This window comes from Holophagales bacterium, assembly GCA_016719485.1.
Lineage (GTDB): Bacteria > Acidobacteriota > Thermoanaerobaculia > UBA5066 > UBA5066 > UBA5066.
In genome coordinates, this window is sequence record JADJZB010000007.1 from 57,499 (window position 1) to 78,014 (window position 20,516).

Consider the following 20,516-nt stretch of genomic DNA (forward strand, 5'->3'; position numbering starts at 1 on the left):
TCACGCGCGATCCTCAGGCTCAGGACGAGCCCCTCGAGGACGAGCTCCATCAGGAAGGCCCGCTCGAAGTCGTCGGCCGGCTTCCCGTTCGAGGCGACGAGCTCGGCGAGGCCGTCGATGGCGTCGAGGTCGGCGAGGTGCCTCGCGAACGGGGTCTCGTCGGAGAGGACCAGCTTTCCTCTCGCTGCGGAAATGGTTCACGACGGGCCCGTAGGGGCCGGCGATGGGGGGCGGGTTCCGCTCGCGGCCGAACGGGCCGGCCTCGTCCTCCTCGGTCTCGCGGCGGCGCGAGCGATCGCCGCGGGCACGGGGGCCGTCGATGGGCGGGAAGGTCGCGTCGAAGAGGGCCTTGACCGCGTCGCCGATCAGCCTGCGGGCGACGATCTCGGCCCCCTGCTGCTCGCCCTCGAAGACCATCTCCACCTTCCCCGTGATGGCAGGGAGCGTCGCGAAGAGGTCGACGAGGCGCGGGGCGACGACCTTCTCTCCGGTGAGGACGGCACGCCGTTCCATGTTCGACACGAGGAGCTCGCGCATCGCGATCGGCATCCGGGCCGAGACGCCCGAGGCCTGGTCGACGAGGTCGCTCCGGCGGGCGGCGAAGGCGACCTCCTCGACGAGGGTCTTGAAGGAGTCGGGCAGCCGCACCTCGATGCCGTCGAGCCTTCGCTCGCTCCAGGCCTCCTGGTCGGTGATCGCCTTCGCGGTGGCGACGTCGCGCGGGTAGTGGGTGAGGATCTGCGAGGCGATCCGGTCCTTCAGCGGCGTGATGATGTTCCCGCGGTTCGTGTAGTCCTCGGGGTTCGCCGAGAAGACCATCACGACGTCGAGCGGGATCCGCACCGGGAAGCCGCGGATCTGGAGGTCGCGCTCCTCGAGGATGTTCAGGAGGCCCACCTGGATGCGCGGGGCGAGGTCGGGCAGCTCGTTGATGGCGAAGATGCCGCGGTTCGTCCGGGGGACGATCCCGTAGTGGATCACCTCCTCGTCCGCGAACGTCTTCTTCAGCGTCGCCGCCTTCACGGGGTCGACGTCGCCGATGAGGTCGGCGATCGTCACGTCGGGCGTCGCGAGCTTCTCGCGGTAGCGCGCCTCGCGCGGGAGCCAGGCGACGGGAACGTCGTCGCCGGCGGTGGCGGCCAGGCTCCGGGCGTACTTCGTGAACGGGGCGAAGGGGGACTCGTTCAGCTCGGAGCCGGCGATGACGGGCGTCTCCTCGTCGAGGAGGTTCACGAGGGCGCGCAGGATGCGCGTCTTCGCCTGCCCGCGCAGGCCGAGGAGGATCAGGTCGTGCCGGGCCAGGACGGCGTTGACGAGGGCGGGGACGACCGTCCGGTCGTAGCCGAGGATGCCCGGGAAGGGGTTCTCGCCGCGGGCGAGCATCGCGAGAAGGTTCTCGCGCATCTCGTCGCGGACGGAGCGGTGGCGGTAGCCGGCTTCGACGAGCTCTCCGAGGGTCGTGGGTCTGTACGTCATCTCCACCGTCTACGCCTCCAGTGCCGGGTCGGGTTTCTGGGATGGTACGTCGGCCGCCCGCCGGACGAGACGCCCGCTTCCCCGGCGTCAGGCGGGCTTCCGGATCCCGAACTTCTCGAGCCGGTACTGGAGCGTGCGGTAGGTGAGGCCGAGGAGGCGCGCGGCCCGCGCGATGACCCAGCCCGAGCGCTCCATCGCCTGGACGATGAGCTGGCGCTCCAGCTCCTCGATGTCGATTCCCTCCTGCGGGATCTCGAAGCCGTAGGGGCGTGCGGCGGGAGCGGTCTGGAGGCGGATCTCGAGAGGGAGGTCCGAGGGCTTCACGACCGACCCTTCGCAGAGGAGGACGGCCCGCTCGACGACGCTCTCCAGCTGCCGGATGTTCCCCGGCCAGGGGTGGCGGACGAGGAGGTCGAGGACGCCCGGGTCGATCTCCGCGACGCCGGTGCCGTGCGTGGCGTTCGCCTTCTCCAGGAAGCGGTGGACGAGGGCCGGGATGTCGCTGGACCGCTCGCGCAGGGGCGGCAGGACGATGGGGATGACGTTGAGGCGGTAGAAGAGGTCCTCGCGGAACTGTCCCGCCTTCATCATCGCCTCGAGGTCGCGGTTCGTGGCGGCGACGACCCGGACGTCGACGGCGATCGTCTCGTTGCCACCCACGCGCCGCACCTCCCGTTCCTGGAGCGCGCGGAGGATCTTTCCCTGCAGCGGGAGCGAGAGGTCGCCGATCTCGTCGAGGAAGAGGGTCGAGCCCGAGGCGGCCTCGAAGAGCCCGGCCTTTCGGGCGTCGGCGCCGGTGAAGCTCCCCCGCTCGTGCCCGAAGAGCTCGCTCTCGAGGAGGTTCTCGGGGATGGCGGCGCAGTTGATGGCGTGGAACGGCCGGGCCGAGCGGCCGGAGCGCGAGTGGATCGCGCGGGCGACGAGCTCCTTGCCGGTGCCCGACTCGCCCCTCACGAGGACGGTCGACTGCGTGGGGGCGATCTTCTCGACGAGGCGGAAGACCTCGCGCATCGCGGCGCTCTCGCCGACCGCCGCCTCGAGGCCGTCCCCCCTGAGCCGCCGTTCGAGGCGGAGCGCCTTCTCGGCGAGCCTGTGGCTCTCGAGCGCGCGTTCGACGCGGAAGAGGAGCTCGTCGGCGACGACGGGCTTGCTCATGTAGTCGAACGCGCCGAGCCGGTGCGCCTCGCGCGCCCGCTCGACCGAGCCGTGCGCGGTGATGAGGATGACGCGGGGCGGCGACGGGTGCTCGGAGAGGGCGCGGACGAGGTCCATTCCCGAGAGGCCCGGCATCTTCAGGTCGGTCAGGACGACCTCGGGGTGCGTCTCGGCCGCGAGGGCGAGGGCCTGCCGGCCGTCGGCCGCGGCCGACACGCGGTACCCCTCGTCCTCGAGGATCATCTGGAGGGATTCGCGCTGGTGCTTCTCGTCGTCGACGACGAGAAGGGTCGCGAGCGGCGCGCGGTCGTTCACTTGGGCGAGGTTACTCCGAAGCCGCGATCGCGAGGGGGAGCCGGATGCGGAAGACGGCGCCCCTGGCTCCGTCCCGGTTCCCGGCCTCCACCCGGCCCCCGTGCTCCTCGACGATCCGCTTCACCATCGCCAGGCCCAGCCCCACGCCCCCCTCCTTCGTGGAGAACCAGGGCTCGAACAGGCGCGCGAGGTGGGCGGGCTCGATGCCCGGACCCTCGTCTTCGAAGGAGAAGACGAGGCGCGGAGCTTCTTCCGGGGTCCCGGGGGCGACGTGCGCCGTCACCGCGAGCCTGCCCCCGTCCCGCTCCATCGTCTGGATGCCGTTCTGGACCAGGTTCCAGACGGCGGACTTCAGCAGCGAGCCGTCGGCCGGGACGCGGGGAAGCTCTGCCGGCAGGTCGGCGTCGATCGCGACGTGGGCCCGCTCCGCCGTCTCCGAGAGCTCCGCGAGGGTGTCGCGGACGAGGGTCAGCGCATCGACGGGGGCGATCGTGAGCGAGAGCGGGCGCCCGAAGGCGAGGAAGTTGTTGATGAGGGTCGCGAGCCGGTTGATCTCTCCCCGCAGCGCCTCGATGCGCGTGGACTGGTCGGCGGCCGCGGCCTCGTCGGCGGGGCGGTGGCGGCGCCTGAGGACGTCGAGGCCGAGGGACAGGGCGTTGAGCGGGTTCTTGATCTCGTGCGCGAGGCCCGCGGCGAGGTGGCCGATCTCGGCCCTCTTTTCCGCGGCCGAGAGCCGGGCGAGGAGGTCCTGCCGCTCGCGGAGCGCGGAGGTCATCCGGTTGAAGGCGACGGCGAGCTGCCCGATCTCGTCGGCCCGGTCGACCGGTACGACGACGTCGAGGTGCCCGTCGGCCACCTGGCGGGCCGCCTCGGCCACCGCCTCCACGGGCCGCGTCGCGTTCCGCGTGACGACGAGGATGACGGCGAGGCCGACGGCGAAGACGCCGAGGAGGGCGTAGAGGCCGCTCCGGAAGTTCCCCTCGAGCTCGGCCCGGATGTTCTCGAGCGAGTACTTGATCGTGACCTGGCCGAGGTATCGCCGCTCGATGACGAGCGGGACGACGATCTCGCCGGACCCCGGCCCCTCGCCGACGACCCCCTCGATCTCGATGTCCTGCGGCACCGGCGCGCTGCGCGGCCGCCTCCGTCCCGTCGGCGGAGCCTCCGCGGGCATCTCCCCGGTGAGCAGCCGGCCCCCCTGCTTGATCCGGATCTCGCGGACCCCCTTCTCCTTCAGCTTCTCGCGGAACTCCTCGAGAGCCTTCGGGTCCTTCGAGCCGCCGGGACCGATCCGCGTGGCGGCGGCCTGGATGGCCGTGGCGAGCGTCTTGTAGGAGGCGTCGGCCTCCCCGAGCATCTGGTCCTGAAACCTCAGGTAGAGAACGGTCTGTGCAACGGCTGCCACCGCGAGGATGAACGTGAAGGCGAGGCCGAGCCGCGTGGTCAGGCTGAGCCGGCGGAAGAGATCGCCGACCCTCATCGGGACAGGAAGAAGACAGCGGCCCAAACGAGGCCGACGAGACCGATTGCGGCGAAACGGACCTGGTCGTCGGTCGCCGAGGGCGGGAGGAAGGAACGGACGGGGCGCGTCAGGGGGGAGGCGACGAGGGAGAAGAAGCCCCGGACCTTGCTCGCGGGATTGCGGATCAGCCGCGAGACGAGGAAGTCGAGGAGGAGGTAGAAGAAGGCGAGGAAGGCGACGAAGCGGATCATCAGGACGAGCTTCGTCGAGGTCGTGTCCATCGGGTGGATTCTCCGTCAGTGCCGGGGCCTGGCGAAAAAGAAGAGGGGGGAGCCCGCCGGGCTCCCCCCTCTCGGGGAATCGGGGTGGGTGGCCTTCAGCCCTCGACGCCGAAGGAGACGCGGCCCTTGTTCGCCTGGCCCGTCTTCGGGTAGCGGACGGAGGTGACGAGGTCCATGACGGCCTGCGAAGGGGGGGCCGTCATGAGCGAGACGACGATCGTGGTGAGGAAGCCGACCGGCATCCCGAAGACGCCGCACGCGACGGTGTTCGTCCCGAACCACGAGACGCCGAAGAAGCGGCTGCCGATGAGGTAGTAGAGCGTGAGCCCGAATCCGACGAGCATCCCGGCGACGGCCCCGGGGCGGTTCGCGCGCTTCCACCAGATGCCGAGGACGAGGACGGGGAAGAACGACGCCGCCGCCAGGCTGAAGGCCCACGCGACCATCTCGACGATGATCCCGAGCCGCACCGTCGCGACCCACGCCGCGATGAGGGCCGTGACCACGAGGAGGATCTTCGTGATGATGAGGCGCTTCGTGAGCGTGGCCTTCGGGTTGATGACGTTGTAGTAGAGGTCGTGGGAGATGGCGTTCGAGATCGTCAGGAGGAGGCCGTCGGCCGTGGAGAGGGCCGCCGCGAGGCCGCCCGCCATGACGAGGCCGGTGATGACGAAGGGAAGGCCGGCGATCTCGGGCGTGGCGAGGACGACGAAGTCCGTCGACGTGACGACGAAGTCGGCGAACTGGACGACGCCGTCCTTCAGCTTGTCGACGATCGAGAAGAGGCCGGCCGGTTGCCAGAGGTTGACCCAGGCCGGGAGCTTGTCGACGGACGAGCCGACGAGGTTGGTGAAGACCGCGTTGCGCGCGAACGCGGCATAGGCGGGGGCGGTGATGTAGAGGAGGGCGATGAAGAAGAGCGACCACCCGACCGACGTCCGCGCCTCGCGCACGGACGGGGTCGTGTAGTAGCGCGTCAGGATGTGGGGGAGCCCCGCCGTGCCGACCATCAGGCAGAAGGTCAGCGCGAGGAAGTTCCACATCTTGACGCCCTTCGGGACCTCGAGGTAGTTCGCGACCTTCGCGCCTTCCTTGGCCGGGGCCGTCGCGAGGCCGTCGAACTTCTTCTTGGCGCCCGTCAGCTTCTCCTTCTCGGCGTAGGAGAGGTCGGCCGCCTTCAGCTTCGCGGCGACCTCGTCGGCGTCCTTCTTCCAGAGCTCGCGCGTCGCCTTCTCCGCCGGGTCGGCGGTGATCTCGATCGCGCGGGCGCTGTTCTGCTGCATGACCTTGCCGTACATCACCTGCGGCACGGGCACCATGAAGAGCTTGAAGGAGAGGTAGACGACCGGAACGAGGTAGCTGGTGATCAGGATGATGTACTGGGCGACCTGCGTCCACGTGACGGACTTCATCCCGCCGAGGACGGAGCAGAAGAGGACGCCGATCAGGCCGACGAAGCAGCCGATCTTGAAGTCGAGGCCGATGAACCGGGAGACGATGAGGCCGACGCCCGTGACCTGCGCGATGAGATAGGTGAAGGAGCAGGTGATGGCGGCGACGACGCCGATGATCCGGGCGGCGTTCCCCTCGTAGCGGGCGCCGAGGAAGTCGGGAATGGTGTACGCCCCGAACTGCCTCAGGTATGGCCCGAGCAGGACGGCCAGGAGGAGGTAGCCTCCCGTCCAGCCCATGATGTAGGCGAGGCCGCTGAAGCCCTGCACGGAGAGCGTCCCGGCCATCGAGATGAAGGACGCCGCCGACATCCAGTCGGAGCCCGTCGCCATCCCGTTGTAGATCGCCGGGACGTTCCGCCCCGCGACGTAGTACTGGTCGGCGTTCGACGTCCTCGTGATGATGCCGATGACGATGTAGATGCCGAGCGACAGGCCCATGAAGAGCCAGCCGATCCACCGCTGGGAGAGCCCGAAGGCCGACTCGGCGATCCCGAGAAGGACTGTCACGCCGAGGAAACAGGCGGTGTAGAGCGTGAAGATCTTGCGCAGTGTCATGCTCGTCCCCCTACTCCTGGATCCCGTACTCGAGGTCCTTCTTGTTCATCAGCTTCGCGTAGAGGGCGATCTCTATGACGAAGATGATGATCGACCCCTGCGCGGCCATGTAGTAGCCGAACGGGAAGCCGAGGAAGCTGATGTGGTTCAGCGTCGCCGCGAAGTACCCCGCGAGGAGGTACGCGACGACGAACCAGATCGCCAGGAGGATGACGGTCAATCGGAGGTTGTACCTCCAGTACTCGCGCTTCTGGTCTTCGGTCAGGATGGCCATGCTCGCTCCTCGCCCCTCTTCAGAAGTAGAAGGCCTGCAGCTGGATGGTGAACTGATCCGCGCTCTTGCCGACCTTGGGATCGATCTTTCCGTACGCCGCCTTGAGGTTCACGTTGTGTCCGAACGCCATGTAGCCGAGCCCGACGGACCAGCGGGTCTCGTCGCCGGTGTCGGTCGAGGCGAGGTTCTTGTTCGAGACCGTGAAGAAGGGCATGACCTTCACCTTGGGAAAGTAATAGCCAGCCTCGGCATAGATGACGTCCTGCTCGGGAAGCGCCGCGAGGAAGGTCCCGCCGTCGTACCGGATCCAGTCGACCTGGCCGCTGATCGCGCCCGGCCCGAGGGGGTGGTCGACGTAGACGTCGGCCGCGTACGACTTGTAGTCCTTCTGGGCGTCGCACCCGGCGCCGATGGCGAAGATCTTCTTCTTGCCCAGGCTCGTCCCCGTGTAGAAGAACCCGGTGTCGGCGTCGAGGAAGTTGTACTGGAGCCGCGCCGTCGTGCGCAGCGACTGCCGGCTCGCCGCGTCGCGGTTCCCCTGCCAGATTCCGACGCGGTACTCCAGCTTCTTTTTCGCGGGGTAGCCGCGGAGCTGGAAGCCGGTGTCGCGGCCGACGACGTTCTGCTCGGGGCCGCTGAAGAGGAACGAGTGCGGGCCGTAGTCGACCGGCATCAGGGAGGCCGCGCTCTGGAGGGAGTTGTGGGCGATGCCGGTCAGGATGAGCCCGCCGTCGAAGATGAACTCCTCGGAGAGCTTCCAGGAGACGAACGCGTCCTGGACGATGAGGCCCGAGGTGACCTTCGAGCCGCCGACGACCTTTGCCGAGGTTCGGGCTGTCGGTCTCGAAGAAGAAGGTCACGTTCTTCGCGATCTGCCCGCCCATCAGGACGCGGACCCGGCGCAGGAAGAGGTTCTGCGACGTCGTGTCGTTCGCGTTCTGCGTCCAGTCGCCCTGGCCCTGGAGCAGGAACCCGAACTTGAAGTTCACGTCGTCGTTCACCTTGATGACGGCCTGCGCGGGTGCGCGCCCCGCAGGGAGGAGGAGTACGAGCGCCAGCGCGGCGATCGCCCCGGGCCGGAGGATTCTCTTCATGATCGGTCCTCTCCTTTCGCGAACGGACTGTGAGATCCGGCACAGGGCCGGCAAAGCGCTGCACGGTTCCGGTCGCGCGCCGCAGGGCGCGCCGCAAGGGCGTACGTTTTGGGCATCTGAGCGCGAGAGCATAGGACTCTCCGCCCGCATGTCAACGATTTGCTGCGGAGGGTGCGTTTCGGCGTAAACGCGTTTACGCGCTTCCGGGGATCAGAGGAGCTCGCGGAGGCGGTCGGCGCCGAGCCGGGCACGCAGGGCCAGGAACAGCTCCGCGGTCGCCGTGGCGTCGACGAGCGCGTCGTGCGGGGGGTAGGGCGGCAGGCCCAGCTGGTCGCGGGCGGCGAAGAGGTTCAGCTCGGGGTCGCCCGGGGGATTCCCGAGGAATCGCTTCGCGTCGGCCCAGCGATAGAGGAGGCGCACGGTGTCGACGACGGGGGGAGGCGACCACGGTCGGCCCGCGGACCGGAAGGCGGCCTCGAGGAACCGGACGTCGATCGGCGCGTGGTGCACCAGCAGGACGTTCCCGGCGAGGCGCCGCTCGATCTCGGGGAGGAGGGCGCCGAGCGCCGGCGCGTTGCGGGTGTCGAAGGGGCGAAGGTGGTGGGCGCCGAGAGCGCCCACGGACGGGGCGCGTTCTTCGGGAGGATGAACGAGGGAGGAGAAGGCCTCCCCCAGGCGCACGAGGCCGTTCCTCACGGGGACCATTCCGACCGAGAGGATGGCGTCGCGCCGGGAGTCGAGGCCTTCCGTTTCGAGGTCGAGCGACCAGAAGACGACGTCGGTGTATCGCGGCGAGCGCGCGGGCAGGAGGTCCCGCAGCCTCACGCCGTCGTGACCTGGTAGCGCGCGATCGCGTCCTTCTGGGCGTTGCGGACGGCGAGGAAGGCCTCCTTCAGGTGACGCCTCTCGGAGGGGGAAAGGGCGTCCACGGCCACGTGGTTCCCGGGGGCGCGTTCCTCGGAGAGCGCGCGGATCTGCTCGCGCAGGCGGAGACCGAGGAGGAAGACGTACGCCTCCTCGAGCGCCTCCCCGGACTCCGGGTCGAGGAGCCCCGCGGCGGTTGCGGCCCGGAGCCGTTCGACGGTCGGCGTCGCGCGGACGCCGGCGTCGAGCGCCCAGAGCCGGGCGAGGCCCTGGATGGGTGCGATCCCGCCCTTTTTCAGGTCGACGCCGCCGTTCTCGAGCTCCAGCCGGCGAAACGCGCCGAGCGGCGGGCGGAACGCGACGGCGCCCCTCGCGAGGTGGGAGAGGAACGGGGCGTTGCGCTGCGCCCGCGCCAGCACGTCGGCCAGGGGCGCGAGGTCGAGCCCGCCTCCGGCGCTCCGGTGGTCGAAGAAGATCCCCGCGGCGAGGATCGCCTCCGCCTTCGGCGTGTCGATCCAGCCGCCGAAGCGGTCCACCCATTCGGAGAGCGAGCCGGCGTGGTTCGTCGCCATGTAGCCGCCCGGGCAGGGGGGAAAGCCGGCGGCGACGAGGTCGGCGACGACCTTGTGCGCGAGCCGGCGGAAGTACGAGCGGGTCGCCTCGTCGCCGTCGCGGTAGACGAGGGCGTTGTCCTGGTCGGTCAGCAGGGTCTGCTCGAAGCGGCCTTCCGACCCGAAGACGAGGAACGCGTAGGGACTCGGGGGCTCGCCGAGGTCGCGCTCCGCCCAGACGAGGAGCCGGCGCACGAGGGCGTCGTTCAGGTGGGAGACGAGCCGGGCGATGTGCGTGGCGGGGAGGCCGCTCCTCACGAGCATCGCCACCATCCGGGCGAGGTCGGTGCCGTAGCTGGCCAGCGCCTCGCGGCCCCTCATCCGCTCGACCTTCCTGAAGGTGAGGACCGGGCCGTGCGAGTGGTGGCGCAGGAGGTCGGTCGAGGTGACGACGCCGACGACTTTCCCCCCGCGCTCGACGGCGAGGTGGTGGATGCCGTGCTCGAGCATCGCCTGCCACGCCCCGTAGACCGGCGTCCCGTGCGGGATCGTCCGGACCGGGCGGCTCGACACGTCGATCGCAGGAGTCTCGGGGCCGAGCCCCGCCGCCAGGACCCGGTTGCGCAGGTCGCGATCGGTGACGATCGCGGGCGGGTCGGTGAGCAGGAGGACCGAGCTGACGCGTTCGTCCCGCATGAGGCGGGCGGCCTCGAGGACGGAGGCCCCGGCCGGCACGGTCACGGGCGGGCGATCGAGGAGCGACCCGACGGGGAGGAGGACGTCTCCCCCGAGGGCCGGCTCCGCGCTGAAGGCCGGCTGGTGCCTGAGCCGTGCCGCAAGACCCTGCGTGAAGAAGCGGGCGAAGGGCGCCCAGGCGAGGAGCTGGCGGAAGACGGCCTCGGGGATCCGGTAGGCGAGGAGGTCCTCCTCGACCACGACGTCGGCCGACACCTGGCCCGTCATGACCGAGTACCCGAAGAAATCGCCTTCCTCGAGGACGGCGGAGGTCTCGCCGTTCCTCTCGAGGCGGACGAGCCCTTTCCTTACGACGTAGAGCGCGTCGCTCGGCGCGCCGTCGGCGGAGAGGATGCGCGTTCCCTGGGGGAAGTAGGCGATCTCCAGGGCCCCCGCCGCCTGCTCGAACGCCTCGGCGGTGAGGACGTCGAACGGGGGGGTCGCGCGGAGGAACGAGCGGGGGTCGAGGTGAGGCTCGACCGGCGGTGTGGCGAGGTCGTTCGGCACGCGAACAGTCTACGCGGGCGGATGCCGGCGGAAGGGGCGCGCGGGCCGAAACGCGTTAGCGCGGTAGACGGCGACCGGCGGGTTCGGACAAAATTGCGGGCTCCAAGGACAAGCGAGGAGGATCGGCCCATGAACGACGGCGAGGAGAAGAAGGCACCGGCTGTCACCGAGACGAGCGAGGCCCAGATCGCGTCCCACTGGAAAGAGGAGGACACGTACAGGCCCCCCGTCACGTTCGTCACGCAGGCGAACATGGCCGACCCGGAGGTCAACGAAAGGTTCGCCGAGAAGAACTTCCCGAAGTGCTACGAGGAGTACGCCGAGCTCCTCACCTGGTACGAGCGCTGGCACACCGTTCTCGATACCCAGGACCCGCCGTTCTGGAAGTGGTTCGTCGGCGGCCAGATCAACGCCTCGTACAACTGCGTCGACCGGCACCTGGCGAAGTACAAGAACAAGGCGGCGCTCATCTTCGTCCCGGAGCCGGAGGACGAGGACCCGACCGCCATCACCTACCAGGAGCTCTACGCGCGCGTCAACGAGTTCGCGGCGCTCCTGCGCGACTTCGCGGGCCTGAAGGCCGGGGACCGCGTCACGATCCACATGCCGATGGTCGCCGAGCTCCCGATCACCATGCTCGCCTGCGCCCGGCTCGGCATCATTCACTCGGTCGTCTTCGGCGGCTTCAGCGGCGAGGCGTGCGGCCTGCGCGCCGCCGACTCCGGGAGCCGCGTCCTCATCTACATGGACGGCTACTACCGCAGCGGCAAGATGATCGACCACAAGGCGAGCGCCGAGATCGCCGTGGCGACCGCGGAGAAGGAAGGCCAGAAGATCGACAAGGTCCTGGTCTGGAAGCGCTATCCCGAGAAGTACACGTCGGCCACGCCGATGGTCGCGGGGCGCGACTTCTTCGTCGACGAGGTCCTGAAGGACTACCACCGCGCCCGCGTCGAGCCGGTCCCGCTGGACGCGGAGCACCCGCTCTTCCTCATGTACACGAGCGGCACCACGGGCAAGCCGAAGGGCTGCCAGCACCGGACGGGGGGCTACCTCGCCTACGTGGCGGGCACCTCCAAGTACATCCAGGACATCCACCCGGAAGACGTCTACTGGTGCATGGCCGACATCGGCTGGATCACCGGGCACTCGTACATCGTCTACGGGCCTCTCGCCGTCGGCGCGACCGCGGTCATCTTCGAGGGCACTCCGAACTTCCCCGACGCCGGCCGGCCCTGGCGGATCGCCGAGCGGCTCGACGTGAACATCTTCCACACCTCGCCGACGGCGATCCGCATGCTCCGCAAGGCCGGCGCCGACGAGCCGAAGAAGTACAACTACAGGTTCAAGCACATGACGACGGTCGGCGAGCCGATCGAGCCCGAGGTCTGGCGCTGGTACTACGAGGTCGTCGGCAAGGGGAAGGCGGTCATCGTCGACACCTGGTGGCAGACGGAGACCGGGGGCTTCCTCTGCTCGACCAAGCCCGCGCTCGACCTGATGAAGCCGGGCAGCGCCGGGCCCGGGATGCCGGGCATCTACCCGGTCATCCTGGACGAGAACGCCAGGGAGATGAGCCCCGGCACCGGCCGGGCCGGCAACATCTGTATCAAGAACCCCTGGCCCGGGATCATGCAGACGATCTGGGGCGACCACGACCGGTTCGCGCGGCAGTACTACGCGAAGTACTGCAAGGACAAGACGAGCAAGAGGTGGCAGGACTGGCCGTACTTCGCGGGGGACGGAGCGCTGCACGCCGCCGACGGCTACTTCCGGATCCTCGGCCGCGTCGACGACGTCATCAACGTGGCCGGGCACCGGCTCGGGACGAAGGAGCTCGAGTCGGCCTGCCTCACGGTCGTCGAGGTCGCCGAGGCCGCGGTCGTCCCGGTCGTCGACGAGGTCAAGGGGCGCGTCCCCGAGATCTACGTCTCGCTCAAGCCGGGCTACGCGGCGACGAAGGAGATCACCGACAAGATCGTCGCGACGATCGAGACGATGATCGGAAAGATCGCGCGGCCCAAGGCGGTGCACATCGTCTCCGACATGCCGAAGACGAGGTCGGGCAAGATCATGCGGCGCGTCCTGGCCGCCATCTCGAACACCCTCGACACCGGAGACATCACGACGCTCGCCAACCCGGACGTCGTCGAGCAGATCCGCCAGACGGTCCAGGGCAAGGAGAAGGTGGCGATCAAGGAGGGCCCGGAAGACCTGAAGCTCTTCGGCAAGGAAGAGTAGCGAGGCCGGGTCATGCTCGTTCGAGACATCATGAGGTCTCCCGTGGTGGGCGTGTCGCCCGCCACGACGCTGCAGGACGCCTACCGGACGATGAGGGAGAAGGGGTTCCGGCACCTGGCGGTCCTCGACGGGGAGCGCCTCGCCGGCGTGGTCACCGACCGCGACCTCAGGCTCGCGACCTCGGCGCTCGCTCCCGTCCCGTTCCCCGCGGACAGCGCCGTCTCCGCGATCATGTGCACGGAGCCGCTGACGGCGAACGCGGACGACGCCGTGGAGGACGCCGCCCGCGTCATGCGCGAGCGGAAGATCGGGTGCCTCCCCGTCGTCGACGACGGGCGCGTCATCGGGATCATCACCGGGATCGACCTCCTCGACGCCCTCATAAGAATGACCGGCGTCGACAAGCCCTCCGGCCGCCTGGAGGTCTATCTCCCGGACCGGCCGGGCGAGCTTGCGCGGCTCACCGCATTCATGGGGGAGCGGGAGCTCAACATCCACTCCATCCTCACGTACCCCGAAGGGACGGAGCGCGTCCGGACCGTTCTGCGCATCGGCTCGATCGAAACGCGCCTGGTAGCCCAGGACCTGCGCAAGGCGGGGTTCGAGGTCGTCTGGCCACCCGACAAGCCATGTCCTCGCTGATCTACCGTGCCGAGTACGCGAACTACTCCTTCGGAGAGAACCACCCCTTCAGCCCCCTCAGGGTACGAATGGCGCTGGAGCTCCTGGAGGCGCTCGGGCACCGTGTCGACGCGATCGCCCCCGAGCCCGCCCGCCGCGAGGACCTCCTCTCCGTCCACGACGACTACTACGTCGACCACGTGGAATCGCTGAGCGCGGGCCGGAAGGTTCCCAACGCCCAGAGTTACGGCCTCGACACTCCCGACACCCCCGCCTTCCCGGGGATGGACGAAGCGGCCCGCTGGCACGTGGGAGGGACGCTTCTCGGCGCGCGCCAGATCCTGGAGGGAACCGCGAAGCGGGTCCTCCAGCTGGGGGGCGGGCTCCACCACGCGCGGCGAAACTTCGCGTCGGGATTCTGCGTCTACAACGACCTTGCCGTCGCGATCCGCTCGTTGACCCGGCGCGGCCTGTGGGTCGCCTACCTCGACATCGACGTCCACCACGGGGACGGCGTCCAGCAGATCCTCTACGAGGACAAGCGGGTGATGACGATCAGCCTCCACGAGTCGGGGAAGTACCTCTACCCCGGCACGGGCGACGTCCACGAGCTGGGCTCGGGAGTCGGTCGCGGGCTGAAGCTGAACGTCCCCCTCGAGCCGCACACCGAGGGGGAGAGCTACCTCGAGATCCTCGAGGCGGTCGTCCCCGCCGCGCTCCGGCACTTCGGACCGGCCGTCCTCGTCGTCCAGGCGGGGGCCGACGCCCACTACGACGACCAGCTCGCCGACCTGATGCTCGGAACGCGCGACTACGAGAGGATCTTCGACCGCATCCTCGGGTGGGCGGAGACGTTCACTGCGGGGCGCGTCCTCTTCACGCTCGGCGGGGGCTACTCGCTGCGCGCCACGCCGCGGGTCTGGGCGCTCCTCTACCTCGTCGTGAACGGCCTGCCGGTCCCGAAGGAGCTGCCGCCGGAGTGGGTGAGGCGGTGGAGCCACGTCCTGGGCCCCGAGCCCCCGCCGGAATTCCACGACCCCTCACCGCTCCGCGTCGACATCCCGAACCGCGCCCAGATCCGGCACCGGAACCTCCAGGTGGCGCATCGGCTCCTCGAGGCCGCGCGTCCCTACTGGCTCTGAGAGAGGCCGGAGTCCGTTCCCCAGCCGGCACCTATAATTTCCCGCTGGATGTTCCGAATCATTCCCGACGGAAAGAGCTTCAGCGAATACGCGCTGCTGCGCGACGGCGAGAGCGTCCTCCTGCGCGTCGCCACGCCAGCGGACGTCCCCGCCGTCGAAGCGCTGATGCAGGGCGTCTCCCGCGCGTCCCTCCAGATGCGCTTCATGGGCGCCGTCGCCTACGTCGCCCGCAGCACGGTCGAGTTCATGTGCTCGGGGGAGCCGCACGATCGCCTGAGCGTCCTCGTCATCGTGGGGCAGGAGCCCGACGCGCGCGTCATGGCCATCGGCAGCTACACCTCGCTCGGTGTCGGCGGCAAGGCCGAGGTGGCCTTCCTCGTCCACGACGAGTTCCAGGGCCGGGGGATCAGCACCCTGCTCCTCGAGCGGCTCGCCGGGATCGCGGCGGGATACGGCTTCATCGGGTTCGAAGCCGAGGTCCTCTACGAGAACCAGGCGATGATCGACGTCTTCACGGGCTCGGGGTTCGAGGTCTGCCAGGCCGAGGGAGGGGGCGGCTGCATCCACGTGCAGTTCCCCGTCTCGGGCGTCGCGTCGCTAAGGGAACGTGTCGAGCTGCGCGACCGGATCGCCGCGGCGAACTCGCTCGTTCCCCTCCTGAAGCCGCGTTCGGTGGCGGTGGTGGGGGCGTCGCGGGACCCGACGGCCGTCGGGAGCATGATCTTCCGCGCCATCCTCCGCGGGGGCTTCACCGGGACGGTCTACCCCGTGAACAACCAGACGGCCTCCGTTCAGAGCGTTCGCGCCTACCCGTCCGTGAAGGAGCTCCCCGAGCGCGCGGATCTCGCGGTCGTCGCCGTCCCGGTGGCGAAGGTCCTGGAGGTGGCGGAGGAGGCCCTTCGCGCCGGGACGAAGGCGCTTCTCGTCCTCACCTCGGGCTTCGGCGAGACGGGACCCGAGGGGGCGGCGTGCCAGCGCGAGCTGGTCACCCTCGTGCGTTCCCACGGCGCCCGGCTCGTCGGCCCGAACTGCCTCGGCGTGATGAACACCCACCCCGAGATCCGCCTGAACGCGAGCCTGGCGCCGGAGCTCGTCCCCGAGGGGAGGATCGGCTTCTTCTCGCACTCGGCCGCGCTCGGCCTCGTCATCCTCAACTACGCCGCCGAACGCGGCCTCGGCTTTTCGACGTTCGTCTCGGCGGGGAACCGCGCCGACGTCTCGGGCAACGACCTCCTCCAGTACTGGGAGGAGGACGCCTCGACCGACGTCGCCCTCCTCTACCTCGAGACGTTCGGAAACCCGCGCCGCTTCGCCCGCGTCGCGCGGCGCCTGTCGTACAAGAAGCCGATCCTCTGCGTGAAGAGCGCCCGGAGCCGGGCCGGCCGCGCCGCCGCGCGCGCCCACATCGGGGCGGCCGCGATGAGCGACACGAACGTCGACGTCCTCTTCCGGCAGGCGGGGGTCATCCGGGCCGAGACGCTCGAGGAGATGTTCGACGTCTCGCTCCTCCTTTCCAGCCAGCCGCTCCCGCGCGGCAACCGGGTCGCCATCATCAGCAACTCGGGGGGCGTCCTGACCATCTGCGCCGACGCCTGCGACGCCAACGGCCTCTCGGTCGAGGGGACGGGCGCCGTCGACCTCGGCGCCCTCGCCACGGTCGAGGAATACGAGAAGGCGGTCCAGGAGGCGGTGGAGCACGACGGTGTCGACGCTCTCGTCGTCATCTTCGCGTGCATCGGCGGCTGCGACCCGAAGGTCGTCGGGCGCGGCATCCGGCGCGGGGTCCTGCGCGCCGAGCGGAAGACCGGCGTCGCCAAGCCCGTTCTCCTCTGTCTCATGGGCCAGGCGGGGATCGTTCGCCTCCACGGTGAAGGGGCGGCGGACCCCGTCGGAACCGCGTCGCGCCACGCCTTCCCGTCCTACCGCTTCCCCGAGTCCGCCGCCCTCGCCCTCTCGCGCGCCGTCCAGTACGCCGCCCACCGGCAACGTCCGGGCGGACACTTCGTCTGGTACGACGACGTCGATGCCGGCGCCGCCCGACAGGAAGTGACGGCCCTCCTGGCGGACGGGGCCGAAGACGTCGTCTGGCTGGAAGGGGAGAAGGCGGAGTCCCTCCTGGCGCGCTTCGGCATCTCGACGGGGGCCGTGAAGGAGACCGGCACTTCGGCCGCGGCAGACCACGCCCTCGTGGAGGTCGTTTCCGACCCGAGCTTCGGCCCCCTCATTCGCCTCTCGCGGCCGGGGCTGCCGCCGGTCGTCAGGATCACGCCGCTGACCGACCACGACGTGAAGGAGATTGTCGAGACGGCCGGCCTTCCGCTCGAGTGCGGGGTCGACGAGCTCCTCGGCCGGATGTCCCAGCTCATCGAGGAGCTCCCGTGGATCTGGGCCATGCAGGCCCGGATCCACAGGGTGGAGCACGCCCCGGGGAGCTGCGGCGTCGTCCTGGAGGCGGCGGTGAGGATCGCCCTGTCGCGCCGCGAGAACCCGGTGAAATAGCGACGTGCGCCGGCGCGGGGGTCCGAGGCCTGGTGCGATGGTCGAACCCGGAAACGAGGACGCCCGCGACGCAAGGGTCGCGGGCGTCCGTTGCCGGGAAGTTCTCGGGGGTCTCAGGCCATTGGAGCGCGCCGGAGGGCGAGGAGCGCGGCCCCGGCGAGGAGGACGGCGAGCGCCGCCAGGCCCGCCGGGGACGTTGTCGGGATGGCGGCGAGGCTGCCGTCGACGAGCACCGTCGCCGCGGCGGTGGCCGCCGTCGGGTCGGTCGCGTCGCTCGAGGCGGTCGCGGTGTTGACCACGGCCTGTCCGGAGCTGGCCCAGACCTGACCGATCACCTGGCACGAGGCGGATGCGCCGTTGGCGAGGGTGCCGACGTTCCACGTGAGCGTGTTCCCGGCCGGCGGCCCCGCGGCGCAGGTGTCGGCTGTCCAGTCGAAGCCGACGGGCAGGGTGTCGGTCACGACGGTGTTCGAGGCGGAATTCGGGCCGTTGTTCGTGACCGTCAGGGTCCAGGTCACCGTCCCCATTGGTGCGACGACGGGGGAGTCGGCGGTCTTCGTCAGGGAGAGGTCCGCCTCGGGGTCGACGGTGTCGTAGTAGACGGTCCCGTTCCATTGGCGGGGGAAGAAGCTCGTCCCCGTGAAGGCGGGGTTGCCTTTCCCGTGATGGGTCGTCAGGCTGAGATCGGCGTTCGAGAATGTCGTGGGGCCGCCGTTCGTGTACTGCAGGACGGCCGACGGGTAGCTCTGGACGTCGACGTAGATGCCGTAGGTATTGCCGGCGGCCAGTGTGAGCCCGCCGATCGGAACGGGCGTCGGGAGGCCCACGCCGGCAGGCGTCACGACGGCGGTTCCGATGAGAGTCCAGCCCGCCGGGTTGCTCTCGAAGCCACTCGCCGTGCCGGTGCGCCAGTAGATCGCCATCGTCGTGTTCGTCCCCGCGCCCAGGTTCACGTCGAAGCTCGTGATCGTCAGGTCGACGGCGGGGACGAGGTCGAACGTGTTGCCGGCGAAGCTGTTGCCCGCGGTGAAGAGGGTCGTGAGCGAGCCCGGGGCAAGCGCGGCGACGCGGCTCGAGGCCTCGGGGAGCCTCGGGGCCGTCGCCGTGAGGGACGACGTCGCCCGCCGAGGGGTGCCGTCGTCGTTCCGTCCTGCCGCGGCCTGGGCGAGGACCGTCGATCCCTGCAGGAGCAGGAGCGCGACCGAAGCTCGCGCCGCGATTTTCAAGTGGGTCAGACCCATGTGTCACTCCTCCTCGTTGATTCGAGCGACCCCGTCGCGCGTTACGGCCGCCGTCGGGCCGACTGGAGGCCGAGTTCTTAGGCTACTCCGAAAAGCACCGTGCGCACTGTGGGCTGCTACGGAATCCAGTCGCCCGACACGAACTCGGAGACCGTCCTCCAGCTGAAGTAGAGACCGAAGCCGAGCAGGAGGACGCCGGCGGCGAAGGTGGATTTCTTGATCCACTCGCCGGCCGGATGGCTCTTCAGCCGCTCGACGAGCTCGGTGAGGATGAAGAACCAGGTGAAGACGCCGACGCCGACGCCGACCGCGAAGGTCGCGCCGGCGAGGAGGCCGGTGGGGAGGATCCGGTGTCCGACGAGGAAGGAGATGATGAGCGTCCAGTTCACGAAGAGCGCCGGGTTCGCCGCTCCCTGCAGGACGCCGACGAGGAGGGGAAAGCGGAAGCCCGAGACCTCCTTCGGCGGCGCCGTCAGGCCGCGCCCCGTGGCGTCGCGCTCCGCGTCCCTGCGCCTGTCGAAGACGAGGATCTTCAGCCCGCTCGCGAGAAGGAACAGTGCGAGGCCGAGGCGCGTCCACGGGTTGCTGACGACCTTCTCCAGCACCCAGCCGAACCCCATCGCCACGAAACCGCAGATGACGGTGTCGACGAGCGCGGCCCCGAGCCCCACCCGCAGCGCCTCGCGCGTCTGGTTCAGGGACGCTTTTCGGATGATGTTGACGTTGACGGGCCCGGGCGGAATCGCCCCGAACAGGCCTACGGCGAAGCCCGCGAGGAGGGCCACCGGCAGCTCCTTCACGCCCGACGGCTCCGGCGCGTCATGCGGCCGGGATCGTCTCACGTCTGTTGCGGCCCTTCGAGCGTAGGGCTAATGTGACGGACATGAAGGTCTTCGCCTGCGCGGTCGCGCTCGCGCTCGCTCTCCCCGCCGTGGGCCAGGAGGCCGGGCTGGAGTTCGAGCCGCAGGTCGGCACGACGGGGACGCGCGTCACCATCACCAGCCCCCTCCCGAAAGGGGCGGTCGTCCGCTTCGGGAACCGCGTGGTCCCGCTTCTCGTCGAGCCGGGCCGGTCTCCGAGCTTCATCGTCCCCGAAGGGGTGGGGAGCGCGTTCGTCGTTGCGGGCGTCGGCGGCAAGGCCTCGGCCCGGAGCTCGGTTCCGTTCATCGTGGCCGGGCCGTCGATGGTCAACACCCCCAAGCTCATCGGCCTGAAGGAGGCCATCGACGTTTTCGGCTACTCCGAGCCGATTCCGGAAGGCGGCGAGAAACCCGAAACGAAGGCGAGGCGGGTCCTTTCCTTCGGTGACGGAGACGTCCTGACGATCGGCGAGCCGTCCGCTCCGGGGCCGCTTCCGGCGGTCATCACGAACGACGCCGCATCGGCCGCCACCCGTGGGATGGGGTCGGCGGGGTTCCTCCTCACCGCGCGACCCCCGACCCAGCGGTCGATCATCATCCCGTCCCTTCCGCTCCTTCCTCTGCCGACTCCGACTCCGACCCCGACCGAGACCCCCGGTCCGACGTCGAACTGACGGCCGGACCGCCGTGCCTCGCCTCGACTTCCGTCTCGAGCTGCCGGGCGTCCCGCGGGACGCCATCGCGGCGTTTCACGCCGACCCGAGAGTCCTCGAGTGGCTCTCGCCTCCGGGAAAGAAGGTCCGGGTCGTCGAGCGGCCCGACAGGATCGAAGAGGGGGCGCGGATCGTCATCGAGGCCTCCCCGTTCGGCCTGCCCATCCGCTGGGTGTCGCGGATCGAGGAATGGGAGCCCCCCGTGCGCTTCGTCGACGTCCAGGTCAAGGGGCCGTTCGCCCGCTGGCGGCACGAGCACCTCTTCGAGGACGGAGCGCTCGTCGACCGGGTCGACTACGAGGTGCCGCTCGCCCTTCTCGGCGGCCGCCTCGTCGACCTCGCCCTCGTGAGGCCCGACCTGCGCCGCATGTTCCGGTTCCGTCACGAGGCGACGGCCCAGAGGCTCCTCGGAAAGCGGTGATCCGGGAACTTCCGACCCTCCAGCCGGGTCTCACCGAGGCGTGGAGGCACTCACG

The 20,516-nt window shown here is 69.7% G+C and carries 18 protein-coding genes; 7 read left to right on the forward strand and 11 right to left on the reverse strand.

The window, feature by feature from the left end:
- From IPN03_06140 to IPN03_06170, 7 genes are all read right to left on the reverse strand, one after another.
- Window positions 1–1,476, reverse strand: a complete 1,476-nt coding sequence (locus IPN03_06140; GenBank protein MBK9373306.1) for a magnesium chelatase — start codon at window positions 1,474–1,476, stop codon at window positions 1–3.
- A gap of 87 nt (window positions 1,477–1,563) precedes the next feature.
- Window positions 1,564–2,946, reverse strand: a complete 1,383-nt coding sequence (locus IPN03_06145) for a sigma-54-dependent Fis family transcriptional regulator (protein ID MBK9373307.1) — start codon at window positions 2,944–2,946, stop codon at window positions 1,564–1,566.
- A 10-nt stretch (window positions 2,947–2,956) separates the two neighbouring features.
- On the reverse strand, window positions 2,957–4,426 hold the full coding sequence (locus tag IPN03_06150; protein MBK9373308.1) for a HAMP domain-containing protein: 1,470 nt from the start codon (window positions 4,424–4,426) through the stop codon (window positions 2,957–2,959).
- Entirely contained in the window at window positions 4,423–4,689 is a 267-nt protein-coding gene (locus IPN03_06155) for a hypothetical protein (protein MBK9373309.1), read from the reverse strand. Before IPN03_06155 ends, IPN03_06150 begins: the two co-directional genes overlap by 4 nt.
- Before the next feature lie 95 nt (window positions 4,690–4,784).
- On the reverse strand, window positions 4,785–6,698 hold the full coding sequence (locus IPN03_06160; protein ID MBK9373310.1) for a cation acetate symporter: 1,914 nt from the start codon (window positions 6,696–6,698) through the stop codon (window positions 4,785–4,787).
- A 10-nt stretch (window positions 6,699–6,708) separates the two neighbouring features.
- Window positions 6,709–6,966: a DUF4212 domain-containing protein gene (locus IPN03_06165; protein MBK9373311.1), complete on the reverse strand. Its 258-nt coding sequence runs from the start codon at window positions 6,964–6,966 to the stop codon at window positions 6,709–6,711.
- Between the two features lie 25 nt (window positions 6,967–6,991).
- Window positions 6,992–7,645 (reverse strand): hypothetical protein, encoded by a 654-nt coding sequence (locus IPN03_06170; protein ID MBK9373312.1) that lies wholly within the window; start codon window positions 7,643–7,645, stop codon window positions 6,992–6,994.
- Window positions 7,646–7,679: 34 nt separating this feature from the next.
- Here IPN03_06170 and IPN03_06175 point away from each other — a divergent pair, with 34 nt between their 5' ends.
- A complete protein-coding gene (locus IPN03_06175; protein ID MBK9373313.1) occupies window positions 7,680–8,099 on the forward strand; it encodes a hypothetical protein in 420 nt (139 codons plus the stop codon).
- Window positions 8,100–8,276: 177 nt separating this feature from the next.
- Here the strand turns inward: IPN03_06175 and IPN03_06180 are convergent, their stop codons facing one another.
- Both IPN03_06180 and IPN03_06185 read right to left on the reverse strand, forming a co-directional pair.
- Window positions 8,277–8,873, reverse strand: coding sequence for a 3'-5' exonuclease (locus IPN03_06180; GenBank protein MBK9373314.1), 597 nt, complete (start codon window positions 8,871–8,873; stop codon window positions 8,277–8,279).
- Window positions 8,874–8,887: 14 nt separating this feature from the next.
- Window positions 8,888–10,723, reverse strand: a complete 1,836-nt coding sequence (locus IPN03_06185) for a cyclic nucleotide-binding/CBS domain-containing protein (protein MBK9373315.1) — start codon at window positions 10,721–10,723, stop codon at window positions 8,888–8,890.
- A gap of 129 nt (window positions 10,724–10,852) precedes the next feature.
- On the opposite strand from IPN03_06185, the gene acs reads away from it, so the two are divergent.
- From acs to IPN03_06205, 4 genes are read left to right on the forward strand one after another with little or no spacing between them, the layout of a single operon-like run.
- Window positions 10,853–12,964 (forward strand): acetate--CoA ligase, encoded by a 2,112-nt coding sequence (gene acs, locus IPN03_06190; protein ID MBK9373316.1) that lies wholly within the window; start codon window positions 10,853–10,855, stop codon window positions 12,962–12,964.
- Between the two features lie 12 nt (window positions 12,965–12,976).
- Complete coding sequence (locus tag IPN03_06195) at window positions 12,977–13,606, forward strand: CBS domain-containing protein (protein ID MBK9373317.1); 630 nt, start codon at window positions 12,977–12,979, stop codon at window positions 13,604–13,606.
- Entirely contained in the window at window positions 13,594–14,727 is a 1,134-nt protein-coding gene (locus tag IPN03_06200; GenBank protein ID MBK9373318.1) for an acetoin utilization protein AcuC, read from the forward strand. Before IPN03_06195 ends, IPN03_06200 begins: the two co-directional genes overlap by 13 nt.
- Before the next feature lie 48 nt (window positions 14,728–14,775).
- The gene (locus tag IPN03_06205; GenBank protein MBK9373319.1) at window positions 14,776–17,226 is read left to right on the forward strand and encodes a GNAT family N-acetyltransferase; all 2,451 of its coding nucleotides are present in this window, start codon (window positions 14,776–14,778) and stop codon (window positions 17,224–17,226) included.
- A 113-nt stretch (window positions 17,227–17,339) separates the two neighbouring features.
- Here the strand turns inward: IPN03_06205 and IPN03_06210 are convergent, their stop codons facing one another.
- Both IPN03_06210 and IPN03_06215 read right to left on the reverse strand, forming a co-directional pair.
- Window positions 17,340–18,467, reverse strand: a complete 1,128-nt coding sequence (locus IPN03_06210) for a DUF11 domain-containing protein (protein ID MBK9373320.1) — start codon at window positions 18,465–18,467, stop codon at window positions 17,340–17,342.
- Window positions 18,468–18,583: 116 nt separating this feature from the next.
- Window positions 18,584–19,267 (reverse strand): LysE family transporter, encoded by a 684-nt coding sequence (locus tag IPN03_06215; GenBank protein MBK9373321.1) that lies wholly within the window; start codon window positions 19,265–19,267, stop codon window positions 18,584–18,586.
- Between the two features lie 83 nt (window positions 19,268–19,350).
- On the opposite strand from IPN03_06215, the gene IPN03_06220 reads away from it, so the two are divergent.
- The gene (locus IPN03_06220; protein ID MBK9373322.1) at window positions 19,351–20,001 is read left to right on the forward strand and encodes a hypothetical protein; all 651 of its coding nucleotides are present in this window, start codon (window positions 19,351–19,353) and stop codon (window positions 19,999–20,001) included.
- Between the two features lie 13 nt (window positions 20,002–20,014).
- Entirely contained in the window at window positions 20,015–20,461 is a 447-nt protein-coding gene (locus IPN03_06225; GenBank protein ID MBK9373323.1) for an SRPBCC family protein, read from the forward strand.
- The last annotated feature ends 55 nt before the right edge of the window (window positions 20,462–20,516 follow it).

Excerpts from the sequence above, each read along its gene's own strand:
- IPN03_06200 (MBK9373318.1), top strand. The coding sequence starts at position 13,594 with ATGTCCTCGCTGATCTACCGTGCCGAGTACGCGAACTACTCCTTCGGA.
- IPN03_06140 (MBK9373306.1), bottom strand. The coding sequence starts at position 1,476 with ATGACGTACAGACCCACGACCCTCGGAGAGCTCGTCGAAGCCGGCTAC.
- IPN03_06205 (MBK9373319.1), top strand. The coding sequence starts at position 14,776 with ATGTTCCGAATCATTCCCGACGGAAAGAGCTTCAGCGAATACGCGCTG.
- IPN03_06170 (MBK9373312.1), bottom strand. The coding sequence starts at position 7,645 with ATGCCGGTCGACTACGGCCCGCACTCGTTCCTCTTCAGCGGCCCCGAG.
- IPN03_06210 (MBK9373320.1), bottom strand. The coding sequence starts at position 18,467 with ATGGGTCTGACCCACTTGAAAATCGCGGCGCGAGCTTCGGTCGCGCTC.
- IPN03_06220 (MBK9373322.1), top strand. The coding sequence starts at position 19,351 with ATGAAGGTCTTCGCCTGCGCGGTCGCGCTCGCGCTCGCTCTCCCCGCC.
- IPN03_06175 (MBK9373313.1), top strand. The coding sequence starts at position 7,680 with ATGCCGGTCAGGATGAGCCCGCCGTCGAAGATGAACTCCTCGGAGAGC.
- IPN03_06150 (MBK9373308.1), bottom strand. The coding sequence starts at position 4,426 with ATGAGGGTCGGCGATCTCTTCCGCCGGCTCAGCCTGACCACGCGGCTC.
- acs (MBK9373316.1), top strand. The coding sequence starts at position 10,853 with ATGAACGACGGCGAGGAGAAGAAGGCACCGGCTGTCACCGAGACGAGC.
- IPN03_06155 (MBK9373309.1), bottom strand. The coding sequence starts at position 4,689 with ATGGACACGACCTCGACGAAGCTCGTCCTGATGATCCGCTTCGTCGCC.
- IPN03_06195 (MBK9373317.1), top strand. The coding sequence starts at position 12,977 with ATGCTCGTTCGAGACATCATGAGGTCTCCCGTGGTGGGCGTGTCGCCC.
- IPN03_06160 (MBK9373310.1), bottom strand. The coding sequence starts at position 6,698 with ATGACACTGCGCAAGATCTTCACGCTCTACACCGCCTGTTTCCTCGGC.